Below are 21,963 nucleotides of genomic sequence, written 5' to 3'. Positions count from 1 at the left end.
ATAATTATCATATTTCATTCATGTGAAAATTGATTGAGACAATTAACCATTTCCTGAGCGGAACATAGAATAATTTATGTGTCCGTGAGGCCAGTTTGTTTGATTAGAAAGTGAGGATGATCACCATGTGCGGAATTACAGGTTGGATCCATTATAAACGAGATTTGTCTGATCAAAAAGAAGTAGTGGGAAAAATGACAGAAACCCTTTCTAAAAGAGGGCCAGATGAAACGAATGTATGGATTGATCAACATGTTGTGTTTGGTCATAAGCGATTGATTGTAGTAGATCCTGCAGGTGGAAGGCAGCCCATGAGCATTCAGCATAACGGGCACCTTTTCACCATCTGCTACAATGGAGAACTTTACAATACAGAAGATTTGAGAAAAGTACTTATTTCTAAGGGTTATACCTTCAGAGGACATTCTGATACGGAGGTCCTGTTAACGTCTTATATAGAGTGGCGTGAGGATTGTGTCCATCATTTAAATGGAATTTTTGCCTTTGCTGTGTGGGACAGTGAAAAGGAACATGTATTTATAGGCAGAGATCGAATGGGCGTAAAGCCTTTATTTTATTTTGAAAAGGAAGAAGGAATCCTCTTTGGTTCCGAACTCAAAGCGTTACTGGCCCATCCAGATGTTTTGCCCCAGGTGGATCATCAGGGATTGGCGGAAGTATTGGGACTGGGGCCATCCCGTACGCCTGGTAATGGTGTATTTAAAGGAGTGAAGGAGCTCCGTCCTGCTCATGCTTTGCTATTCTCAAGAGATGGCTTAAAAATATGGAGATACTGGAATGTGAAGAGTGAGGAGCATAAAGACTCATTTATTGAAACAGTGTCAAAGGTGCGCTTCCTTTTGACTGATGCCATCGAGAGGCAGCTCGTTTCCGATGTGCCACTCTGTACGTTCTTATCAGGCGGACTCGATTCAAGTGCGATTACAGCAGTGGCAGCGAACAGCTATAAAAAAGAAGGCAAAGGGAAACTTCACACCTATTCTATTGATTATGAAGAAAACGAACAATACTTTAAAGCGAACGATTTTCAGCCTAATTCTGATGCACCATGGATAGAAAAAATGACTTCGGAATTCGAGACTGAGCACCATTGCTGTGTCATCCGCCAGCAGCAATTGAAGGACTATCTGACTGAAGCGGTTCATGTAAGAGACTTACCGGGAATGGCAGACGTTGATTCATCTCTATTATGGTTCTGTCGGGAAATTAAACAGGATTTCACGGTTGGATTATCAGGGGAATGTGCGGATGAAATATTCGGTGGTTACCCTTGGTTTCACCGTCCTGAAGATTTCGACCGCAGAGGATTTCCGTGGATGCGCTCCACGGCTGAGCGTCAAGGTCTTCTAAAAGAAGAATGGAGCAAGAAATTAAATCTGGAAGAATATGTGCTCGAGCAATATGATCGCACAGTAGCAGAAACCCCATTATTAGAAGGGGAAAGTGAAGTTGAAACCAAAAGAAGACAATTATTCTACCTGAATTTAATTTGGTTCATGACGACATTGTTAGATCGTAAAGATCGGATGAGTATGGGTGCAAGTTTAGAGGTCCGTGTGCCATTTGCTGATCATAGACTCGTAGAGTACGTCTGGAACATTCCATGGGAGATGAAAATGCACGAGGGAAGAGAAAAAGGAATTCTGCGAAAGGCTCTTGAAGGAGTATTGCCTCACGAAGTCCTTTATCGTAAGAAAAGTCCGTACCCAAAAACCCATCACCCTGAGTACACGAAGCTGGTCAGTGAGTGGTTGAATGAAATACTCGAAGACAAATCAAGTGTTCTCTATGAATTATTCGATGAAGAAAAACTGAAAGAAATCGTTGCAACAGGCGGATCTGCCTTCCAGGTGCCGTGGTACGGCCAACTCATGACCGGCCCACAGCTACTTGCCCACCTGGCACAGATTCATGTTTGGTTTAAGGATTATAATGTAGAGATTGTGGAATAGTAGTCGTACAAAAAAGGTGAGCTCCTTATATGAAAGAAGCTCACCTTTTTCTCTTTGTAAAATCGTCAACCCCCTAATCAAAAGATATAAAAGAAAAAATCATTTCAACGATTTCGTAAATAAGCCCGTATGGAGCTTTAGTTGCAAGGTATCCATATGAGCTTATTTTTGTTGGAGACCGAAAAAAAGAGCCGCTCTGGGCAGCTCCAAATCTGATTATATTGTGTTTCGTTGATTCATGGTTTCACTCACTTTACCTGTTCCGATCGAATTTAATCGTTCAACTAAATCAGATCCAAAAGGAGAAGAGGAAGAAACGTTTGATTCTAATACAGTATCCTTTAATTCATAGGCATTCGACCCATGCTCTGTAAAGTCCAGTCCTGAAAGCTCTTCTTCACGTGAAACGCGAATACTTGATACTCTAGTTACGATGAACAGGAACCCTCCGACAGTGACGGAGGTCCAAGCAATAACTGCTAAGACACCGAGGGCTTGAGTGGCTACTAAAGAAACACCACCGCCATATAATAAGCCGTTTGAAACATCAAACAACCCAACTGCTATTGTACCCCAGATCCCGCAAATTCCATGTACGGCAATGGCACCTACAGGATCATCGACTTTAAGTCTAGAATCGATTACGGTGACGGCTTCAACAAGGATCACTCCTGCAATAAGCCCGATTATGAGAGAGCCGACGAGTGATACATTGGCACAGCCAGCGGTGATACCGACAAGTCCTCCCAGTGCTCCATTTAAAGTGAGGGATGGGTCGATTCGTTTAAATCTCACTAACGTGTAGAAAGCGGATGAAAGAATGGCAGCAGATGCTGAGAATAAAGTTGTTGTAATGACGTGGGGTACAAGCGTCGGATCAGCGGCCAAGCTGCTGCCACCATTAAATCCAAACCAGCCGAACCAAAGGATGAATACCCCAAGGGCACCGATCGGGATATTATGACCAGGAATAACATTTACTTTACCTTTATTGTATTTGCCAATACGTGCTCCAAGGAAAAGCACCGTAATGAAGGCTCCAACAGCACCTGTTAAATGAACGACAGTAGATCCGGCGAAATCAACGAATCCAAGCTCTGAAAGCCATCCGCCACCCCAAATCCAATGTCCGACAATCGGATAAATGATTCCGGTCATGACAATGGTTAATAGAATATAACTTTTAAGCTTCATTCGTTCAGCTACAGCACCTGAAATGATCGTTGCACATGTAGCGGCAAACACGGATTGGAATAAGAAGAAGCCGATGTCTTCACGTCCTGAAAGGAAAAAGCTGTCAGTCCCAATGATGCCTCCGGATGTTCCTCCAAACATAAACCCAAATCCTACAATGAAAAACAGAACAGAAGCAATGGCTACAGTTAAGAAGTTTTTCATCAGGATATTAAGAGAGTTCTTGGCTCGGGTAAATCCGGTCTCGACCATGGCGAATCCAGCGTGCATGAAGAACACAAGGACTGCAGCAATCATGACCCATAGGGAGTCAACGGATGCTTGAACAGATTCTGCGGTAGGGGCCGCAGCGAAAGCAGTAGTGTTCACAAACAGTGACAGAAGCAACAGAACAGAAATCTTTTTAATCAATGGTATCCCTCCAAAATTGGTTTGGCCAGAGGCTTAGTGATTGAGTTAAAAATGAAGTGATCTATAAAACGGCTTTTTTTCCTCGTTCACCTGTACGGATGCGAATGACATCCTCAACTGGATATATGAAAATCTTCCCGTCTCCTACGGTGTCAGTACTGCAATGTTCTACAATGAGATCAATGATGTCTTCAACCTGACCATCGTCGACGATCATTTCCACCTTTACACGGGGGACTAACTGCAGTTCGAATTTATTCCCTCTGAAAATCCCTTGCTTTCCTTTTTGTTTTCCACAGCCAGCTGCTTCAGATACGGTTAGTCCGCTGAATCCACGAAGGCATAACGCTTCTCGCAGGGACAAGAATGCTTCTGCGCGAATAATCGCTTCTACTTTTTTCATTGGGGTTTCCTCCTTTAGTTTTTTTCCTTCACTTTTAGATAAATGGATTCTTTGATGTTAGGTTTTATGACATGAATAAGTTATATTATTTATCATATTCAGAAAATAACAAAAGTTCAAGTGTTAATTTGTAATGTAAGCGTTTTTATGTAAAAAAACTTAACATGAGTTAAATGGATGCGTTTCCATATAGGGTGAAAAAGAGTCAGCTCGATTGGAGAGCTGACTCTTTTTCAAAGGAGAGAGGTGTAATAAGGTAGCGGCGGTCATATGGACTTGCGCCAAATGGTTAACAGCCACCTACAGGAAGGTCCGTCCCTCTACACTGTAATTTTATTATTTTGAACAAATCGTTTATGGATCCATACTTTGGATCGCCAGCGTTTGAGCATGATGATGCCTCGGAGCCATTCATCGGCAATGAAGGAGATCCAGATCCCGATAAGTCCGAGCCCGAACCAGATTCCGAGTATATAGGAGAGCGTAACGCTTACTCCCCACATGGATAAGATCCCCATATAGACTGGGAAGCGTACATCACCTGTTGCTCTTAGTGCGTTAATGACAACTAAATTGAAGCTTCTGCCCGGTTCGAGAATGATGGTCAGGTAGATTAATGTTTTACCAAGAGAAATGATTTCTTCGTTGTTTGTAAATATTCGTAGCAGCGGCTCTGCTGCGATAGAGAAAATTCCGGCCATAATGAGAGAGATGAAGATAGCAATCTTTAAACTTTTCAAACAACGTTCATAGGCACTGTCAAATTGTTTCGCTCCGATCATATGACCAATGATAATTTGGGTTCCCTGACTGATTGCTACGCTGAATAAAAAGATAAACATCATCAGGTTTTGTGCATATACCTTGGTGGTCAAGGCGTTCGTCCCGATGCTTGCAATGAAATACGTAATGACCATTTGTGAACCATTATAAGATAAATGTTCTCCTGCAGAAGGAATTCCGATGCGAAGTAAATTTTGTACATGAGAAATGGGTAAACGAAAAAGTCTCTTGATTGGAAGAGCGTCAGGGATTCGTTTGGTAATCACGATGATGCTCACAATAAATCCGATAAGTCTCGAAGAAATCGTGGAAATCGCTACCCCTTCTACTCCTAAAACAGGGACACCAAATGGACCAAAGATAAATAAATAGTTCCCGATCACATTGATGATATTCATTCCGATCGTAATGTACATGGCGTCTTTCGTGTAGCCATAGCTCCTCATGATGGAACCGGCTGTCATGATCAAGGCCTGGATGAAGGCGAATCCTCCAACAATTTTTAAATAAGAAGAGGCTTCATTCATCAGGGAACCGGGAAGATCCATTGAAAGCAGAATCGGTTCACTGAAAAACACAAGGGCGATACTCAGGAAGAGACCGAATCCTAGGTTAACGGCAATGGAAACGATGGATACTTCTCCAGCCAATCGGTCCTCCCGAGCTCCCAGATGCTGAGCAACCAGAATGGCAGTACCTGTAGCGACAAATCCAAACATGACAATAATGAGAGAAAGGATTTGATTGGAAACCCCTACGGCTGCAACAGAGTCATCAGAGTACTGACTGAGCATTAACGTATCGGCATTTCCCATCAGCATATGAAGGAAAATTTCAATGAAGATCGGCCAAGTCAAGGCGAAGAGGGTCATGTTTTTTTGATTCTTGCTCATAGATTTTCTCCTTTAGCTGACCAGGGATATGCATCCGGTCATTCTTTATGATTTAAATTGATAAAGGGACTAACCGTTAAGGTGTAGTCCCGATTATCACGAACTAAGCTTTATTAAAATTTCAGGATGGCAAATCCATACCCTTCGAGTGCGACTTCGATGGACTCTGCTTCAGCTGCAAAATCTTCCCCGCTCCACAGATTCATGATTTTCTTTCCTTTTAATTCAAAAGGAAGAGAGAAGGTGGTCGACTCCTCACTGCAGTTTAATAGGACGAATATTGTTTCCTCTCCGTTTGATTTGGTGAAGGAAAGGCAATTTTCATGAAGGTTCACGGGTAAAAACGTCAGATTTCCTTCGTTGCTTAACAGTGGATACTGCTTTCGAAGGGCAATATGTTTCTGTATATGCCCAAAGAGCTCTTCATTATGTTGTTCTTTCTCCCAAGGGAAGCACTTTCGGCACCCTGGATCCTGTTCACCAGTCAGGCCGATTTCATCACCATAATAAATACAAGGTGTGCCTGTGAAAGTGAGCATGAACGTGTAGATTTGTTTTGCACGGCGGATATCTTCACCACACTCAGTCAATACACGAGGTGTATCGTGACTTCCGACAAGGTTGAAATTCACTGCGTTTACATTCTTAGGGTACATATGCACGACTGAAGTCATATTTTCTGTAAATTGAGAAGCAGAAATCGTTTGGTGAGCAAATAGATTCAATAGATTTGTCGTGAAAGGATAGTTCATGACAGCATCGAATTGATCTCCCCGTAACCAGGGCATTGAATCGTGCCAAATTTCTCCTAAGATATATAGATCCGGTTTTATAGCCTTCACTTCTTTGCGGAAATCACGCCAGAAGTGGTGATCGACTTCATTGGCAACATCCAGACGCCATCCATCGATATCAAATTCCTTTATCCAGTATCGGCCAACCTCTAATAGATAATTGCGGACCTCTTCATTTTCAGTATTTAACTTCGGCATCGAAGGTTCGAATGCAAAAGTATCATAATTAGGCGGCTTACTCTCGATATCCAAAGGAAATTCGTTTACATGAAACCACTCTTTATAAGGAGAATCCTCACCGTTTTCAAGTACATCCTGGAACTGGTCAAAATAGAAGCCGCTATGATTAAAGACGGCATCCAGCATGACTTTCATTTCATTCTCATGACAGACCTTTATTAATTCCTTCAAAGTTTCTTTCGTCCCAAACTGTGGGTCGATTTCGAAATAATCAATCGTGTCGTACTTATGATTGGAATGCGCTTTAAATATGGGAGTAAAGTAGATCCCGGAGATCCCAAGCTCTTTTAGATAAGGAATGTTCTGGATCACACCTTCTAAATCCCCTCCGAAGAAATTGGATGGAGTGGGGTCTGTGCTATTCCAAGCCAGTGTCCCTTCAGGATCATTCTCCGTTTTCCCATTTGCGAATCGCTCAGGGAAGATTTGATACCATACTGTATCCTTCACCCAAGCCGGTGCTTGAAATACATCGATGGTATTCAAGAACGGGAAGCAGAAGTAATCCCCGATATCAGTAGAAGGAGCCCCATTAAATCCTTTTTCTCCATAAAAGACTTCCTCCATTTCGTCATGTAGAAGGAAACCATAACGAAGGCGTCTGAAAGGAGGGGAGATGGGAGCAAACCAATAATCAAACAGGTGATCAGTTCCGGTTAAAACCATCTCCTTACGATCATATATCCATTTTCCGTCTTCCCATTGATAAGGATCTCCGTGCAGGAGTGTGACGTTTTCTACATCATTTTTCTTCGTACGAATCCGTATGTGTAATTCATTTTTTGTGCAAGCGTATGCATAGTTATCTTTCGGTCTATGGTATATGGCTTCCAGTAGCATCGTATATCCTCCTCTTATTCATTCCATTTAAAGAGTATTCTAAACCAACAATGTTGTCAATAAAACGTATATAAACTAGTAAAGCATTCTTCTTTCTCTCATAAACGTAGATAATTTTCAAAAAAGTATTGTCAAAGAAGATTTAGTTTGTATAATAAGAAGTAGGTTGTGCAATCGTTTTCACAAAGAATGTAAGCGATATCTTTCGGAATTAAGTCATACTATGTGCAAGCGTTTGTTCAGTCTAACGGAAAGCTCATTTTTTACCATACTTAGGAGGGGTCGAGATGAAGAAAGCGTTATCATTATTGATGGTAATCATGCTTGTACTAGGTGCGTTGGCTGCTTGTGGTCCTAATCGTGAAGAAGGATCAGGAAACAATGACAGCGGAGAGAAAAAAGCTGACGATGCAAACAAACCTGAAAAACTGGTTGTCTGGGAAGATCAAGAGAAAACTGGATGGCTGGATGAAGTAGGTGCTAAGTTCGAAGAAGAAACTGGCATCAAAGTTGAAGTGAAAGAAGTCGAAATGGCTACTAAGATGAAAGAACAATTACGTTTAGACGGTCCTGCCGGAACTGGTCCAGACGTTTTAACATTACCACATGACCAAATCGGTGAGCTTGCTCTTGCCGGTCATATCGCTGCTTTAGAAGTTGAAGGGGATCTTGAAGAGCGTTTCACTGAATCTTCGATGACAGCGGAGAGCTATGATGGAAAACTATATGGTCTTCCAAAGTCTTCTGAAACGCCGGTATTCGTTTATAACAAAGCGTTAATGGAAGAAGCTCCAAAAACAATGGATGAAGTGTACACATTCTCTAAAGACTTCACTAAAGATGGAAACTACGGTTTCTTAGCTCTTTGGGATAACTTCTACTTCGCTCATGCACCAATCGGTGGATTCGGCGGATATGTATTTGCTGAAAATGATGGAGCGTTAGATGCGAACGATCTTGGGTTAAACAATGAAGGTGCTGTAGAAGGTACGGAGTATATTCAAAAATGGTACACAGAAGGTTTATTCCCTAAAGGTATCGTTGGAGAAAATGGAGGATCTGCAATGGACGGTCTGTTTGGAGAAGGGAAAGTTGCTTCTGTCATGAATGGACCATGGTCCTTCCAAGGATATAAAGATGCTGGAATTGAAATCGGTATTTCAGCTATGCCTAAACTTCCAAACGGAGAGCCAATGAAAACGTTCATGGGTGTTAAAGGCTGGCACGTCTCAGGATATTCTGAAAATAAAGAGTGGGCTCAAAAATTCATCGAGTTCATCACTCAAGATGAATATGCTAAATTACGTTTTGAACAAACTCAAGAAGTTCCAACAAACCAAGGGTTGATCGACGATCCTGCGATCGCAGAAAACCCTGGAGCTAAAGCAGTTGCTGAGCAATCTCAATATGCGGTTCCAATGCCGAACATTCCTGAAATGGGAGAAGTTTGGGGACCAATGGCTGACTCACTTCAAACCGTGGTGACAGGCAAACAAGAACCGAAAGCGGCTCTTGATGCAGCTGTAAAGCAAATTCAAGAGAATATTGATGCAAATCACTCAAACTAATGAATAAACATAGCGGTACCTTCTCATCCTGAGAGGTACTGCTATCCTTTTAAAGACCTATTCAAGGGCTTTTTAAGGAAATAAACACTTTTTTTCTTAAAAAGCTCTTGAAGCTTATCAAAATTGTGAACGTAGAAAGGGGAATATAGGATGGAGCAACAATCCTATCAAAAAAAACATAGAAAAACAGCACTGGCCCTTTCCCTAATCCCTGGATTAGGTCAGATGTATCATAGACAGTTTCTAAAAGGCGGATTCTTCCTGATCATGACAGCCGCTTTTATCCTTGTCTTTAGAGATTTAATCGGCTACGGATTATGGGGGATTACAACGCTTGGGACAGACGTTTCATACGGAGACCATTCCATTTTCTTGATGGTATACGGAATTCTGGCAATCATCGTATCAATCTTCGGAATCGGATTCTACTTGTTTAATCTCCGCGATGCTTATAAAAACGGAGAAAAGAGAGACAGAGGAGAGAAACTGAGTACGATTCGTGAGCAGTACAAAAATCTAGTAGACAATGGCTTCCCGTATTTGATCATGTCGCCGGGATTTTTACTACTCGTATTCGTAGTCATCTTCCCGATTATCTTTGTTATCTTACTGGCGTTTACAAACTATGATTTGTATCACTCACCTCCTGCTAAATTAGTCGATTGGGTAGGGATTCAAAACTTTGTTGATATTTTCAAGATTGATATTTGGAGAGAAACATTTATTACCGTGTTAGCCTGGACACTTGTTTGGACGTTTGGTGCAACAACGCTTCAAGTTGCCCTGGGTGTATTCCTGGCAATCCTGGTCAATCAAAAGGATTTAAAGGGAAAAGCAATCATTCGTACCGTATTCATCTTACCTTGGGCCATTCCGGCTTTCGTTTCCATCCTGGTTTTCGCTGGTATGTTCAATGAATCTTTTGGAACGATTAACCGGGATATCTTAGGATTCTTCGGCATTGAAGGTTTACCATGGATGACGGAACCGATGTATACACGAATTGCCCTAATCGGAATTCAAGCCTGGTTAGGCTTCCCATTCATCTTTGCTATGACAACGGGAGTACTTCAATCGATTCCTGATGAGCTTTATGAAGCAGCAACGGTTGATGGAGCATCAGCTTTCCAGAAATTCAAGAATATTACGTTGCCGCTGGTTCTTTTTGCAACGGCACCAATCATCATTACGCAATACACATTTAACTTTAATAACTTTAACGTTATTTACTTATTCAATGGCGGAGGACCTGCCCTGACAGGACAAAATGCAGGTGGAACTGACATTTTGATTTCATGGATCTACAGTCTGACTATGACATCGGCACAGTATTCTAAAGCAGCTGCCATCACATTATTGTTATCCATCATCGTCATTACAGTAGCGATTTGGCAGTTCAAGAGAACGAAATCATTCCAAGAAGAGGATATGATGTAATATGAATATGAAGAGACAGAAACTCATACGTTTAACACTTTCGTACGCAGCCATCGGAATCATGTTTGCCATCATTCTTTACCCGGTTGCATGGATTATCGGATCTTCTTTCAACCCAGGTCAAAGTTTATCCGGTTCATCCATCATTCCCAAGAATGCAACATTGGCACATTATAAAGAACTATTCGATCTGGAACAAAGTAATTATATGCTTTGGTACTGGAACTCGTTAAAAGTCAGTTTATCAACCATGGCACTTACGGTTTTACTCGTCAGTTTAACGGCTTACTCATTCTCACGTTATCGCTTCGCAGGTCGCAAAAATGGATTGATGACATTCCTGATCTTACAAATGATCCCTAACTTTGCTGCCTTAATTGCGATATTCGTATTAGCATTACTAACAAAATTATTAGATACTCATATCGGATTGATCCTCGTATATGTGGGTGGACAAATCCCAATGAATACATGGTTAATGAAAGGGTATCTGGATACGATTCCGAAAGAACTTGATGAATCAGCTAAAATGGATGGAGCGGGACATTTGCGTATTTTCTTCCAGATCGTCATGCCCCTTGCGAAACCGATCATTGCGGTAGTAGCACTGTTTTCATTCATTGCACCATTCGCAGACTTTATCATTGCAAGTATCCTATTGCGTTCAGAAAAAATGTACACATTACCGGTTGCCCTTTATGATATGGTAGCAAAACAATTCGGAGCAGAATTTACAACATTCGCTGCAGGTTCTGTCCTGATTGCCTTACCAATTGCCCTATTATTCTTGTTCTTCCAGAAATACTTCGTTTCAGGATTGACGGCAGGGGGTACAAAAGGATAATCTTATAGGCGTTACTAACAGTTGAGGAGGAGCGGAGATGAAAAGAAGAGTATTATCTCTCATTTTAGTCCCGTTTCTTCTTTTTTACGCCCTTCCGGTAGGTGCAGTTGAAAAAGAAGAACGAAAATGGCAGGATGAGACCATTTATTTTCTGATGGTCGATCGCTTTAATAACGGGGATACGAGCAATGATAAGAATGTGGATACCAAAGACCCTAGAGCCTATCAGGGCGGAGACTTTCAAGGTGTGATTGATAAGCTGGATTATATTAAGGATATGGGATTTACCGCCATCTGGCTGACCCCGGTCTTTGATAATCAACCCCTTGGATATCACGGATATTGGATTACAGATTTCTATAAGACAGAAGAACATTTCGGATCCATCGATACGTTTAAAAAGCTTGTAGATGAGGCACACAAACGTGATATGAAAGTGATGTTGGACTTCGTTGTAAATCATGTCGGACCCGAACACCCTTGGGTGAATGATCCTGAAAAATCGGACTGGTTTCATGAAAATCAGCCGATGAACTTCGATAATGAAGAAAGTCTTCAAAATGCGTGGTTATATGACCTTCCCGATTTAAATACTGAAAATCCCGAAGTGAAAAACTACTTATTTGACGCCGCCAAATGGTGGATCGAAGAAACGGATGTTGACGGCTATCGATTGGATACGGTTCGTCACGTCCCCCAAGAATTTTGGACTGAATTCAGCAATGAGGTTAAATCAGTCAAAGAAGATTTCTATCTTCTTGGTGAAGTGTTCGATCGTGATCCCGGTAAGATCGCGAAGTATAATGATGTAGGAATTGATGGATTCGTTAACTTTCCACAAGCAGAAGAAATGCGTTCTGTATTCCAAAAACCGGATACATCGATGGATCGCCTTTTTAACTTTTGGAAGTACAACGAAACGTATTATGAAGATCCGTATTTAATGGGAACCTTCATTGATAACCATGATATGGAACGTTTCACGAGATTGCTCGTTCAAGAGAAGCTCTTCCCGGGTACCAGATGGAAGCTCGCTCTAACGTATATGTATACAACTCCAGGAATACCAATCGTTTATTATGGATCAGAAATAGCTGTCGATGGTGGGAATGACCCGGATAATCGCCGTTTTATGAACTTTAGGGCAGATGAAGAACTGATTGATTACATCACTCAATTAGGAAAGCTTCGTCAAGATTACCCCGCCCTTACAAAAGGGACGATAGAACCCATCTATGAAAAAGACGGTATGGGTATATTCAAGCGTACGTATGGGGACCAAACGCTCGTGATCGCCATAAACAACACTAGTGAATCTCAAAAGATTGAATTGAGTGAGGAAGAGTTAGCAGAAAATAGTGAGTTAAAAGGGTTATTAACCGCGGACCTTGTACGCAGTGATAAGGATGGAAATTATTCGATCGTAATCGACCGTGAAGAATCAGAGGTTTATTCCCTGAAACAGAAGAGTGGATTGAATTATCCTTACCTACTGGCACTCGGTACTGTGTATGTACTCTTCTTACTCTTTATTTATCTTGTATGGAAGCGTGGAAGAAAGAAAAAACAGTCATGATTTGATCTGGGGCTCTGTCTATGAGCCCTACAATTCCGGAATTTAAGAATGATGAAATGGAAGCGTTTTAATTATTGTATAAAATAGATTGAAGCAGCCCGCTACACCTAAGAGGGTACGCTTTTTAAAAGAGGGGGGTGGAATGAATGGCGGTCACCATCAAGGATGTTGCAAAGCTTGCAAACGTAGCTCCATCTACGGTTTCACGTGTCATTGCAAACAATCCAAGAATCAGCGAGAAAACAAAGCAAAAAGTAAGAGAAGCGATGGAAGAATTAGGATATCATCCTAACTTCATTGCAAGGAGCTTGGCAAATCAATCCACTCAAGTATTGGGGCTTGTATTACCAGGTTCGGCTAGTACTTTTTCACAAAACCCATTCTTTCCAACAGTATTAAGAGGACTAAGTGAAGGGGCACAGGAAAAACAATACGCCCTTCAAATGTCCACAGGCCAATCCGAAGAAGAAATCTATGAAGGCGTCGTCCAAATGGTTCAAGGGGGAAGAGTGGACGGAATCATCCTTCTTTACTCAAAAGTGGAAGATAAGGTGATGAACTACTTAAAAGATCGTGATTTTCCATTTGTCGTCGTAGGGAAGCCTTATAAATATTGTGAAGAGATCACTCATGTGGATAATGACAACTATCGGGCAACGAAGGAAGTAACCGATTATCTCCTGGAGCTTGGTCATGAATGCATTGGTTTTATTGGTGGAGACCTCAACCTCGTTGTAACCGTTGAGCGCCTATTAGGTTATGAGAAGGCTTTGCGTGATGCCGGGATTGATATGAAGGACGAGTACATCATTCATGAAGAATTTCTTCGTGAAGGGGGGCGTGAAGCCATTAATGAGCTGATGCAATTAGACGATCCTCCAACGGCTCTTGTAGTGGCCGATGACTTAATGGCGTTAGGTGTACTGAACACACTGGATGAGATGTGCATCCGTGTTCCTGAAGACATCTCCATTGTAAGCTTCAACAATGTATTGCTGGCTGAAATGTCACGTCCGCCGCTCACGTCTGTGGATATCAACATATTCAACCTGGGAAATGAGGCAGCAAAAAGCCTGATCCAAAAGATTGAGAACCCGAAAGAGCCGATCAAGAGAATCATCGTGCCGCATCAGCTCGTTACGAGATACTCTTGCAGTGTGCGAAAAGTGAAATCATAATAAAAAGCGACTGAAACGTTGGAATCTCCACTTAGTGGAGATTCATATGCTTCAGTCGCTTTCGTTTTATCCGTTAATAACCGTTCCGCCATTAATATGAATCATCTGTCCTGAAACGTAGCTTGAATCTTCGCTTGCCAGGTATACGTATGCAGGTCCTAATTCATACGGCTGACCAGCACGTCCAAGTGGTGTATTCGCTCCAAATTGAGATACCTTTTGAGAGCTGAAGGTGGACGGAATGAGCGGCGTCCAGATCGGACCCGGTGCCACGCCGTTTACCCTGATCCCATCTGATGCAATGTTTTCTGCGAGGGAGCGGGTGAAACTGACAATTGCCCCCTTAGTAGATGAATAATCAATCAAATCTTTATTCCCTTTATAAGCTGTGATTGAAGCCGTATTAATAATGGAAGCCCCCTTTTTAAGATGAGGCAAAGCAGCTCTTGTTAAGTAGAACATAGAGAATACATTCGTTTTAAATGTACGCTCCAACTGCTCGTCACTTATATCCGTCAGGCCTTGTTGGGGATGCTGTTCAGCAGCGTTATTCACCAGGATATCAAGCTTCCCGAATTCCGAAATCGTTTTGTTCACGATGTCTTTACAGAACGTCGAGCTTCCTATATCACCTGACAGAAGGATACATCTTACACCTTCTGCTTCCACTAATTCCTTCGTTTTATTCGCATCTTCATGTTCATCTAAATAAGAAATCGCAACATGGGCCCCTTCCCTTGCAAAATACCATGCGACCGATCGTCCGATACCGCTGTCTCCTCCGGTAACAAGGGCGATCTTTCCATCCAGCTTTCCACTGCCTTTATAATTTTGATCCGTATGAATCGGCTGTGGATTCATCTCATCCACTGTGCCGGGCTGATGATCCTGGTGCTGCGGGGGAAACGTTTGCTTCTGATTTTGTTGTTGTGACAATGAAAACACTCCTTTAATGATTTAGGTTATCTTAGGATAGTGTTTACCCGGAAAATATATTTATTAACATGTTTCTCTTGGGGGATTTATCATAATAATCGGTCAATTGATTGGAAATCCAGTTAATTTGAGGGGGAATTCAACCGATTTTGAGGAAAATCCTGCCGAAACAGGAAAGAATCCAGTCGTTTAATAGATTTATCCATTTCGAAAGCGTCATACTAAAAACAGGCCCCTCCCATGAGAAGCCTGCATGCAATTATTCTTTTTCCATCAACCCGGCACCCTTATACCCGATCATATTCAACAACCCTTTCGGAGAAGAGAATGGAGGGGCATAGCAGGTTTCGATTTCCTGGAGTTCGGTAATGGACAGGCCTCCGTATATGGCTGTGGCAAGAACGTCGATTTGTTTGTCTACCCCTTCGCCGCCCACTACATTTCCTCCAAAGATCTTTCCGGTGTCAGGACAAAAATGGACTCTCACATACACATCATGAGCACCGGGATAGTAGCCGGCATGTGACTTTCCTTCATGCACGGATGTTTTATACGTATAGCCCTTTTCATTTAATTCTTTCTCGCCTAATCCGGTAGATGCAATGGAAAGGTCGAATACCTTCGCAATTGCAGTACCAAGCATCCCCTTGAAAGGTATAGGGTTTCCTGATAGGTGTCTTGCGATAATATAAGCTTGTCGATGGGCAGGCCATGCGAGAGGAACCTGCTTGGGGGTCCCGTCAATAAGATCCATGGACTCTACCACATCTCCTACTGCATAAATGGAGGGGTCGTCTGATTGCATAAACTCATTACTGACGACACCACCTGACTCTCCTGTAGATAACCCGGCTTCTTTAGCAAGAAAGTTATTAGGCTTTACACCTGCCGAAAGGAGAATGAAGTCAGACTGAAACGTCTTTCCGCTATCGAGTTTCAGGGTATTTTCTAATAGCACCTCTTTCAGTCCGTCATTCGTGTACAACTTTACACCTTGCTCGGTTATATGCTCTTGCAGTTTGATGGCGGTCTCTTCATCGATTACACTGATCACATGTTCCGATCTTTCAACCAGGTTGACTTTCATTCCTAAATGAGTGAAGTTCTCAGACATTTCGACTCCTATGAAGCCCCCGCCGATAATGGTACAGTCTTTTGGCTTTGAGGTTTCAACGAATTGCTTGATCCTGTCCATGTCTTCAACAGTTCTGAGATGGAAAGAAGGAATTTGATCAAGTCCCGGGATGTCAGGAATGAAAGGGGAAGCTCCCGTTGCGATTACAAGGTAATCATATGCTTCTTCGTAATCTCGGTTTTTGACATGATCTCTCACACGTAAAGATTTTTTATCACGGTCAATTTTCAACGCCTCATGATGCATGCGGACTTCGATGTTTTTTTTCGTATGTAATTTTTCAGGGGTGGCTGCAAATAGACTTTCACGGTCTTTAATGACATCACCTAAGTAATAAGGCATTCCGCAAGCCCCGTATGAAAGATAGGATGTCTTTTCAAGAAGAATGATCTCTATTTCACTATCCAGTTTTCTAATTTGTGATGCAGTGGTGGCACCGCCGCCCACCGCCCCAATAATGATGACTTTTTTCTTCATGTTTTTCCTCCTAAATGAAAGAAGTCTAATGAATATATTGTACCCATTAGACTTGTTTGAAAAACCGAATTAACGGAAGTTTACGTACTGCACATCGATAGAAAGATCTGCTTCACGGATTGCAGCGATGATTTTTTGAAGATCATCTTTACTTTTTCCAGTGACCCGTACTTGATCATCCTGCACCTGACTCTTCACTTTTACGGCGGAGTTTTTGATGATGGTATTGATTTTTTTCGCATTTTCTTTATCGATACCTTGAATGAGCTTCGCACGCTGACGAACGGTTCCGCCAGATGCCCCTTCAAGCTTGCTGTAGTCAAGGTTCTTAACAGGAACATTACGCTTGATGAGTTTACTTAGAAGAACGTCCTTTAACTGATTCATTTTAAATTCATCATCAGAAACGAGAACGATTTCCTCTCCATCTAATTTAATGTCACTCTTACTTCCTTTAAAGTCATAGCGTGTTTGAACTTCCTTCAACGCAATTTGAATCGCATTACTCACTTCAGACATATCCACTTTCGACACAATATCAAATGAACTCTCTTTTGCCATATGTAACCCCTCCATAGTATTATCTCTTTTCATTATAGACAAGCTTTGAAGGTGCATACAACTTCTATGAATGCAATGGGGAAGATTTTTGAAAATAGGGAATAATGGTGGATAGAAAAAAGATCAATATGGGGATTCAATTATAGAAGTGAGGAGTCGATAATATATTCGGAAAGTCGATAATATATCAGAAAAGTCGATAATAAATGCCTCCAACATGAGCCCAGTCCTAATTTTTCTCTGAAAAAATCCAATTTGAAAATAAAATCGTAAAATTGAAAATAAAAGTATGAAAGTTGAAAACAAATCACTGGAAGTTGAAAACAAATCATGATCCATGACTAACAAGGAGTAGATTTCATCCATAAAACACCTAGTGAAGACCATTTTTCCCTCTTATATACGAATTTCACGTGCGATTTTCAGCCTACTCCACACAAAAAAGCACTAGCTCAATAAAGAACTAGCACTTTCTCTTATCCAAGAGCTGGAGACTGTCCACGACAATCCCTTACAAATGATCCGTCTTCTTAGAATACTGATTCTTCCCGGCTTTACGATTCACTTCTTTGATCTTATTCTTTTCCTGGTGCAGGGCATTGTTGTCTCTGGCCTTTTTTTCGTTATCAGATGTATGTGGCATAGTGATCCTCCCTTCGAGTATAATCTTCTCTCCTAGTATGAGGAAGAGGAGGGGAGTTTATGAGTGTTCGTTTAAGAAAAATATGGCTAAGGTGCCTGTGCCTGTATGAGAACCTATGGCACATCCAATAATACTGATATATACATCTTTTGGTGAAAATTTTTCTTGAATGAGCTTTTTCATTTCAAGGGCAAGTTCTTCGTCGTCTCCGTGGCTGATGGCGATCACTTGATTGGAGAGGTCTTCACCCCGTTCTTCCATCAAGTCGAGAATTCGTTTGAGAAGCTTCTTTTTCCCACGCAATTTTTCAATCGGGACAAGCTTTCCATCTTCTACATGAAGGAGAGGCTTGATGTTTAGCAGTCCGCCAAGAAAAGCTGATGCTTTTGATACTCTTCCGCCTTTTGCCAGGTATTCAAGGTCTTCTACGGTGAATAGGTGTTCCATATGCTCTGAGTGGTAACGGGAGGCTTCGATAATTTCTTCTTTATTCGCGCCGTTCTGAAGCAGTTCAGCAGCCTTCATTACAACTAATCCGTAGCCCAGTGAAGCGCAATTTGAATCGATAATGGTCAAATCAAGAGCAGGGTGTTCCTCTTTCACTTGATCGCGAATCATCACAGCAGTTTGATACGTACCTGACAATTGTGAGGAAAAGGCAATGTAGATACCGGGTTGATTCGATTCTGCAAGCTCTGTGAACTTCTTCAGGAAAAAGTCCGGTGATACTTGAGACGTTTTTGGCATATGCCCTTCCCTTATTTTGTTGAATACGGTTTTCGGCTCGATGGTGACCAGGTCCTCGTAGTCCTGACCATCAATATGTACTTTCAGTGGCAGCAGTTCTATGTTGTGTTGGTTGAAATATGCAGCAGGAAGGTCGCTCGCACTATCAGCAAATAATTTTACTGTCATCCTAATCATCCTTTGACTATTCTATATAGATTTAGTCTAGCTATTTTTCATGAAAATGACAATCTATAGATCATGATTTCAAGGTAAAAAGTATCATTGTTTTCTTAAAGGGTGAATATCACGGGGAGTTTAGTTAAGATGAATTGTGGAACATAGAAAATATCAACTAGATGTGGGAGGTCTGTCAATGTCGAGAGATCATGTTCAGTTAGAAGCGAAGAAATTTTTCGTAGTGTTGGTAGGGGCAGTGCTGGGTGCCATTGCGATGAATTTTTTCCTGATACCGGCAAATGTTTATGCAAGTGGTTTTACAGGGTTGGCTCAGTTATTGTCCAGTGTGTTAAAAGAATTTGCACCATTCAATATTTCAACAGGTATTTTATTATTTATCTTAAATATTCCTGTGACGATACTGGGGTGGCTTAAAGTTGGTCGTTCCTTTACAGTGTATAGCTTCATTTCTGTATTTCTGACGTCCTTATTCCTTGAAGTGATTCCTGTAATTAAATTATCGCCTGATATCCTTCTAAACGCCGTGTTTGGCGGGGTCATTGCCGCTGTGGGAGTTGGAATCACGTTAAAATGGGGTGCATCTACGGGAGGCATGGACATTATTGCCATGATTCTTTCCAGAATGAAAGATAAGCCTGTCGGGTCCTATTTCTTCCTGATGAATGCGGTCATCATTACTTCTGCAGGATTTCTTTATGGGTGGGAAAAAGCATTGTATACGTTGGTAACGTTGTATGCTTCAACTCGTGTCATTGATTCCATTCATACACGCCATGAAAAACTCACAGCGATGATTGTGACAAAGAAATCTAATGAATTAAGAGAAGCCATCCATTCAAAGCTTGTCAGGGGAATCACGACTCTACCTGCAAAAGGGGCTTTTTCCGGTGAAGATAAGGAAATGTTGATCATTGTCATTTCGCGCTATGAACTTTACGAGCTTGAACATACCATAAAAGATGTAGATCCCAACGCATTTACCAATATAGTGCAAACGACAGGTATATTCGGATTTTTTAGAAAAGATTAGATTCTTGAAATTAACAAATACTATAGGTGAACTTGAATAGAAAGGGGTATCACCTTGAAGGCATTTGTTTATATACTTATTAGTTCTTTCATGCTCTTTAGTGTACCTTCTCCGATAAAAGCAGAGAAGGCACCTCTGATCTTTTCTGTAAAATCTTTTCCGGGAGAAGAAGAATCTCAGATCAAGCTCGTTCTTTATAATAATAGTGAAGGGGATAAAAAGATCACCTTCCATACGAGTCAGATGTTTGACTTTACAATCAAAAACAAAGCGGGCCAAGTGGTCTATCGGTACAGTCAGGGGAAATCATTTCTCCAGGCGTTTCAAACCCTTACGTTGAAAAAGGGTGAAACGAAGATTTGGAAAGAAACATGGGATTACAAGCAGGAAGGAAAGCGTGTTCCAAAAGGGCACTATACGATTGAAGCACAGCTGATGGGAGAGGATATGAGTGGATTTGATCATCCTTTGCGAGCTGCGCATTCATTCTCAGTTCCGGAAGAAAACCCGTCCTTTAGAGGAGTAACGGTACGTGAGGTGAAAGGACGTGTTTCCATCAAAGGGCAAGCCCGTGTATCAGATGGCGGCTTTTATTATTCTGTGGAGGACGGACATAGAGTGCTTCTAAAAGAATCCTTATTCAAGGTTAATAAAGAAGCGCCTAACTGGACTGATTTTTCCATCATACTTCCGGAGCTATCAGGGAGTGCGGAGAAGGTCTTTATAAGCCTTTATGAGCGGGATAAAGGGGATGGGAAGATCCTTCACCGATATGTCATTTCCATTCCGTAAAAAAACAGGGTTGTCCATTTTGGACAACCCTGTTTTTCTTTATGACAGGCGGTTTAACTCATCTTGAAGAGCATGAAGCTGCTTTTGTTCTTCGACAGTTGAGTTAGCGTAAGCAGAGGACAACGCGTTTTTCGCTTTATCAATGGACATTTGAGCGTTTTCTCCCGTACTGCATGCTTGTTGGGCAGTATGAACCGCGTTACGGGCCTGTTGGAATAATGGATTACTCATTACTCCATTCCCCCTAGCCCTTCGCCATGTGAAGCAAGCTTTTTAGCCTCTGCTTCAGCATACGTCAGATGGTACGGAATACGTTCATCATGTTTTGTTACAGCGATTTTACCTTGTTGTACAAATCGTTTAGATTTACTTCTACCCATCACTACCACCCCTTTTGCAAGTTGGAACGCATGATGCGCTCCTTTTTAGTATGGCTCATGTGGTGGTGGAATACAGTAAGAAGATATACCCACAGCTTCCAAAAACGATCTGGTTTAGAGATCAAAACGTTTTTGTAGGAAGCGGCCGATCCCGTCGTCTTCATTCGAAAATGTCACTTCATTGGCAATATCTTTAAGGGGATCAATGGCATTCCCCATTGCAACACCAGTGCCTGCATATTCAAGCATTTCAAGATCGTTATCTTCATCTCCGAATGCAATAATCCGTTCTTGCGGAATTTTTAAAGATGAAGCAACTCGTTCAATTCCGACAGCTTTATTCAATCCTGATTTAACAATTTCGATGATGTGCCACGGTGTAGCCCAGCGGCGATGGTCAATCAATTCTGCATGAACATCATCCAAGTGAGCCCGAATCTCTGGAACATCTTCTTCTTCAGCGTGAATGAGCATGGATGTAGGATGATCAGAAAGTACATTTCGGATGTCTCCTGTTGAAATCGCAGGATTGCCCATCATGAAAACATCTATGATCTTTTCATCATGGTAGTGCAGATACACATCATCCATCACTTCGGCAACAATGTTGCGGAAGTTAAAACCGTCACATGCATCAATGATTTGTTTCGCCACCTTTAAATCCATCGGCTCGTGATACAATCCCCATGAATCATCAATAGGGTGATGCACGAATGCACCGTTAAAATTTACTATCGGAGTGGTTAGTTTTAATTGTTGATAATACAATTCACTCGCACGATAAGGTCTGCCTGTGGCAATCATCACTTCATGCCCTTTCATGCGTGCTTTTTTTAATATATCGTGAGTTTTTGATGAGATCTTCTTCTCATCCGTTAATAGTGTTCCGTCTAAATCCAGAACAATCAGATGTTTTTCTTGTGTGTTCATGAATACTAATCCCCAATC

At 41.7% G+C, this 21,963-nt stretch carries 20 protein-coding genes; 8 read left to right on the top strand and 12 right to left on the bottom strand.

What is annotated here, in order from left to right; all coding sequences use genetic code 11:
- Positions 1-116 precede the first annotated feature (116 nt).
- Positions 117-1,973 carry an asparagine synthase (glutamine-hydrolyzing) gene (asnB, locus tag AC6CIB_RS16515; RefSeq protein ID WP_498282484.1) on the top strand — a complete coding sequence of 619 codons (1,857 nt, stop codon included), beginning with the start codon at positions 117-119 and terminating at the stop codon, positions 1,971-1,973.
- A 216-nt stretch (positions 1,974-2,189) separates the two neighbouring features.
- Here asnB and AC6CIB_RS16510 read toward each other — a convergent pair whose 3' ends face one another.
- The 4 genes from AC6CIB_RS16510 to AC6CIB_RS16495 form a co-directional block, all read right to left on the bottom strand.
- Complete coding sequence (locus AC6CIB_RS16510) at positions 2,190-3,578, bottom strand: ammonium transporter (RefSeq protein ID WP_498282482.1); 1,389 nt, start codon at positions 3,576-3,578, stop codon at positions 2,190-2,192.
- Between the two features lie 61 nt (positions 3,579-3,639).
- Positions 3,640-3,981 (bottom strand): P-II family nitrogen regulator, encoded by a 342-nt coding sequence (locus tag AC6CIB_RS16505; protein ID WP_060670328.1) that lies wholly within the window; start codon positions 3,979-3,981, stop codon positions 3,640-3,642.
- Between the two features lie 320 nt (positions 3,982-4,301).
- Positions 4,302-5,657, bottom strand: coding sequence for an MATE family efflux transporter (locus AC6CIB_RS16500; protein WP_498282480.1), 1,356 nt, complete (start codon positions 5,655-5,657; stop codon positions 4,302-4,304).
- Positions 5,658-5,770: 113 nt separating this feature from the next.
- Entirely contained in the window at positions 5,771-7,531 is a 1,761-nt protein-coding gene (locus AC6CIB_RS16495; protein WP_498282478.1) for an alpha-glycosidase, read from the bottom strand.
- Positions 7,532-7,818: 287 nt separating this feature from the next.
- Here AC6CIB_RS16495 and AC6CIB_RS16490 point away from each other — a divergent pair, with 287 nt between their 5' ends.
- From AC6CIB_RS16490 to AC6CIB_RS16470, 5 genes are all read left to right on the top strand, one after another.
- Complete coding sequence (locus AC6CIB_RS16490) at positions 7,819-9,099, top strand: extracellular solute-binding protein (protein WP_498282476.1); 1,281 nt, start codon at positions 7,819-7,821, stop codon at positions 9,097-9,099.
- A gap of 150 nt (positions 9,100-9,249) precedes the next feature.
- Positions 9,250-10,536, top strand: a complete 1,287-nt coding sequence (locus AC6CIB_RS16485) for a carbohydrate ABC transporter permease (protein WP_498282474.1) — start codon at positions 9,250-9,252, stop codon at positions 10,534-10,536.
- A gap of 1 nt (position 10,537) precedes the next feature.
- Complete coding sequence (locus AC6CIB_RS16480) at positions 10,538-11,380, top strand: sugar ABC transporter permease (RefSeq protein WP_498282472.1); 843 nt, start codon at positions 10,538-10,540, stop codon at positions 11,378-11,380.
- A 37-nt stretch (positions 11,381-11,417) separates the two neighbouring features.
- Positions 11,418-12,956 carry an alpha-amylase family glycosyl hydrolase gene (locus AC6CIB_RS16475; protein WP_498282470.1) on the top strand — a complete coding sequence of 513 codons (1,539 nt, stop codon included), beginning with the start codon at positions 11,418-11,420 and terminating at the stop codon, positions 12,954-12,956.
- A gap of 146 nt (positions 12,957-13,102) precedes the next feature.
- A complete protein-coding gene (locus AC6CIB_RS16470) occupies positions 13,103-14,134 on the top strand; it encodes a LacI family DNA-binding transcriptional regulator (RefSeq protein WP_498282468.1) in 1,032 nt (343 codons plus the stop codon).
- A 66-nt stretch (positions 14,135-14,200) separates the two neighbouring features.
- Here AC6CIB_RS16470 and AC6CIB_RS16465 read toward each other — a convergent pair whose 3' ends face one another.
- From AC6CIB_RS16465 to AC6CIB_RS16445, 5 genes are all read right to left on the bottom strand, one after another.
- A complete protein-coding gene (locus AC6CIB_RS16465) occupies positions 14,201-15,070 on the bottom strand; it encodes an SDR family oxidoreductase (RefSeq protein WP_498282466.1) in 870 nt (289 codons plus the stop codon).
- Between the two features lie 259 nt (positions 15,071-15,329).
- Positions 15,330-16,682: a CoA-disulfide reductase gene (locus AC6CIB_RS16460; protein WP_498282464.1), complete on the bottom strand. Its 1,353-nt coding sequence runs from the start codon at positions 16,680-16,682 to the stop codon at positions 15,330-15,332.
- A gap of 69 nt (positions 16,683-16,751) precedes the next feature.
- Positions 16,752-17,243 carry a YajQ family cyclic di-GMP-binding protein gene (locus AC6CIB_RS16455; RefSeq protein WP_498282462.1) on the bottom strand — a complete coding sequence of 164 codons (492 nt, stop codon included), beginning with the start codon at positions 17,241-17,243 and terminating at the stop codon, positions 16,752-16,754.
- A 511-nt stretch (positions 17,244-17,754) separates the two neighbouring features.
- Positions 17,755-17,886: a DUF3941 domain-containing protein gene (locus AC6CIB_RS16450; protein ID WP_149155174.1), complete on the bottom strand. Its 132-nt coding sequence runs from the start codon at positions 17,884-17,886 to the stop codon at positions 17,755-17,757.
- Between the two features lie 57 nt (positions 17,887-17,943).
- Complete coding sequence (locus AC6CIB_RS16445; RefSeq protein WP_498282460.1) at positions 17,944-18,801, bottom strand: DegV family protein; 858 nt, start codon at positions 18,799-18,801, stop codon at positions 17,944-17,946.
- Between the two features lie 187 nt (positions 18,802-18,988).
- Here AC6CIB_RS16445 and AC6CIB_RS16440 point away from each other — a divergent pair, with 187 nt between their 5' ends.
- Positions 18,989-19,843, top strand: a complete 855-nt coding sequence (locus AC6CIB_RS16440; RefSeq protein WP_149155176.1) for a YitT family protein — start codon at positions 18,989-18,991, stop codon at positions 19,841-19,843.
- 54 nt (positions 19,844-19,897) lie between these two features.
- Entirely contained in the window at positions 19,898-20,635 is a 738-nt protein-coding gene (locus tag AC6CIB_RS16435; RefSeq protein ID WP_498282458.1) for a BsuPI-related putative proteinase inhibitor, read from the top strand.
- Between the two features lie 39 nt (positions 20,636-20,674).
- On the opposite strand, the gene AC6CIB_RS16430 is transcribed toward AC6CIB_RS16435, so the two are convergent.
- The 3 genes from AC6CIB_RS16430 to AC6CIB_RS16420 form a co-directional block, all read right to left on the bottom strand.
- On the bottom strand, positions 20,675-20,866 hold the full coding sequence (locus AC6CIB_RS16430) for a DUF3813 domain-containing protein (protein ID WP_498282456.1): 192 nt from the start codon (positions 20,864-20,866) through the stop codon (positions 20,675-20,677).
- Complete coding sequence (locus tag AC6CIB_RS16425; protein ID WP_498282454.1) at positions 20,866-21,015, bottom strand: hypothetical protein; 150 nt, start codon at positions 21,013-21,015, stop codon at positions 20,866-20,868. The genes AC6CIB_RS16430 and AC6CIB_RS16425 overlap by 1 nt, the downstream gene beginning before the upstream one ends.
- Before the next feature lie 114 nt (positions 21,016-21,129).
- Positions 21,130-21,945, bottom strand: a complete 816-nt coding sequence (locus AC6CIB_RS16420) for a Cof-type HAD-IIB family hydrolase (RefSeq protein ID WP_498282452.1) — start codon at positions 21,943-21,945, stop codon at positions 21,130-21,132.
- Positions 21,946-21,963 lie beyond the last annotated feature (18 nt).

The organism is Rossellomorea sp. GQ25, assembly GCF_059758515.1.
Note: the sequence above shows the minus strand (reverse complement) of the source record. Positions and strands in the feature narration are given on the sequence as shown.

What these genes read in the sequence shown, in the direction of transcription:
- asnB (WP_498282484.1), top strand. Translation starts at nt 117, where the DNA reads ATGATCACCATGTGCGGAATTACAGGTTGGATCCATTATAAACGAGAT.
- AC6CIB_RS16505 (WP_060670328.1), bottom strand. Translation starts at nt 3,981, where the DNA reads ATGAAAAAAGTAGAAGCGATTATTCGCGCAGAAGCATTCTTGTCCCTG.
- AC6CIB_RS16500 (WP_498282480.1), bottom strand. Translation starts at nt 5,657, where the DNA reads ATGAGCAAGAATCAAAAAAACATGACCCTCTTCGCCTTGACTTGGCCG.
- AC6CIB_RS16495 (WP_498282478.1), bottom strand. Translation starts at nt 7,531, where the DNA reads ATGCTACTGGAAGCCATATACCATAGACCGAAAGATAACTATGCATAC.
- AC6CIB_RS16490 (WP_498282476.1), top strand. Translation starts at nt 7,819, where the DNA reads ATGAAGAAAGCGTTATCATTATTGATGGTAATCATGCTTGTACTAGGT.
- AC6CIB_RS16485 (WP_498282474.1), top strand. Translation starts at nt 9,250, where the DNA reads ATGGAGCAACAATCCTATCAAAAAAAACATAGAAAAACAGCACTGGCC.
- AC6CIB_RS16480 (WP_498282472.1), top strand. Translation starts at nt 10,538, where the DNA reads ATGAATATGAAGAGACAGAAACTCATACGTTTAACACTTTCGTACGCA.
- AC6CIB_RS16475 (WP_498282470.1), top strand. Translation starts at nt 11,418, where the DNA reads ATGAAAAGAAGAGTATTATCTCTCATTTTAGTCCCGTTTCTTCTTTTT.
- AC6CIB_RS16470 (WP_498282468.1), top strand. Translation starts at nt 13,103, where the DNA reads ATGGCGGTCACCATCAAGGATGTTGCAAAGCTTGCAAACGTAGCTCCA.
- AC6CIB_RS16460 (WP_498282464.1), bottom strand. Translation starts at nt 16,682, where the DNA reads ATGAAGAAAAAAGTCATCATTATTGGGGCGGTGGGCGGCGGTGCCACC.
- AC6CIB_RS16455 (WP_498282462.1), bottom strand. Translation starts at nt 17,243, where the DNA reads ATGGCAAAAGAGAGTTCATTTGATATTGTGTCGAAAGTGGATATGTCT.
- AC6CIB_RS16450 (WP_149155174.1), bottom strand. Translation starts at nt 17,886, where the DNA reads ATGCCACATACATCTGATAACGAAAAAAAGGCCAGAGACAACAATGCC.
- AC6CIB_RS16445 (WP_498282460.1), bottom strand. Translation starts at nt 18,801, where the DNA reads ATGACAGTAAAATTATTTGCTGATAGTGCGAGCGACCTTCCTGCTGCA.
- AC6CIB_RS16440 (WP_149155176.1), top strand. Translation starts at nt 18,989, where the DNA reads ATGTCGAGAGATCATGTTCAGTTAGAAGCGAAGAAATTTTTCGTAGTG.
- AC6CIB_RS16430 (WP_498282456.1), bottom strand. Translation starts at nt 20,866, where the DNA reads ATGAGTAATCCATTATTCCAACAGGCCCGTAACGCGGTTCATACTGCC.
- AC6CIB_RS16425 (WP_498282454.1), bottom strand. Translation starts at nt 21,015, where the DNA reads ATGGGTAGAAGTAAATCTAAACGATTTGTACAACAAGGTAAAATCGCT.
- AC6CIB_RS16420 (WP_498282452.1), bottom strand. Translation starts at nt 21,945, where the DNA reads ATGAACACACAAGAAAAACATCTGATTGTTCTGGATTTAGACGGAACA.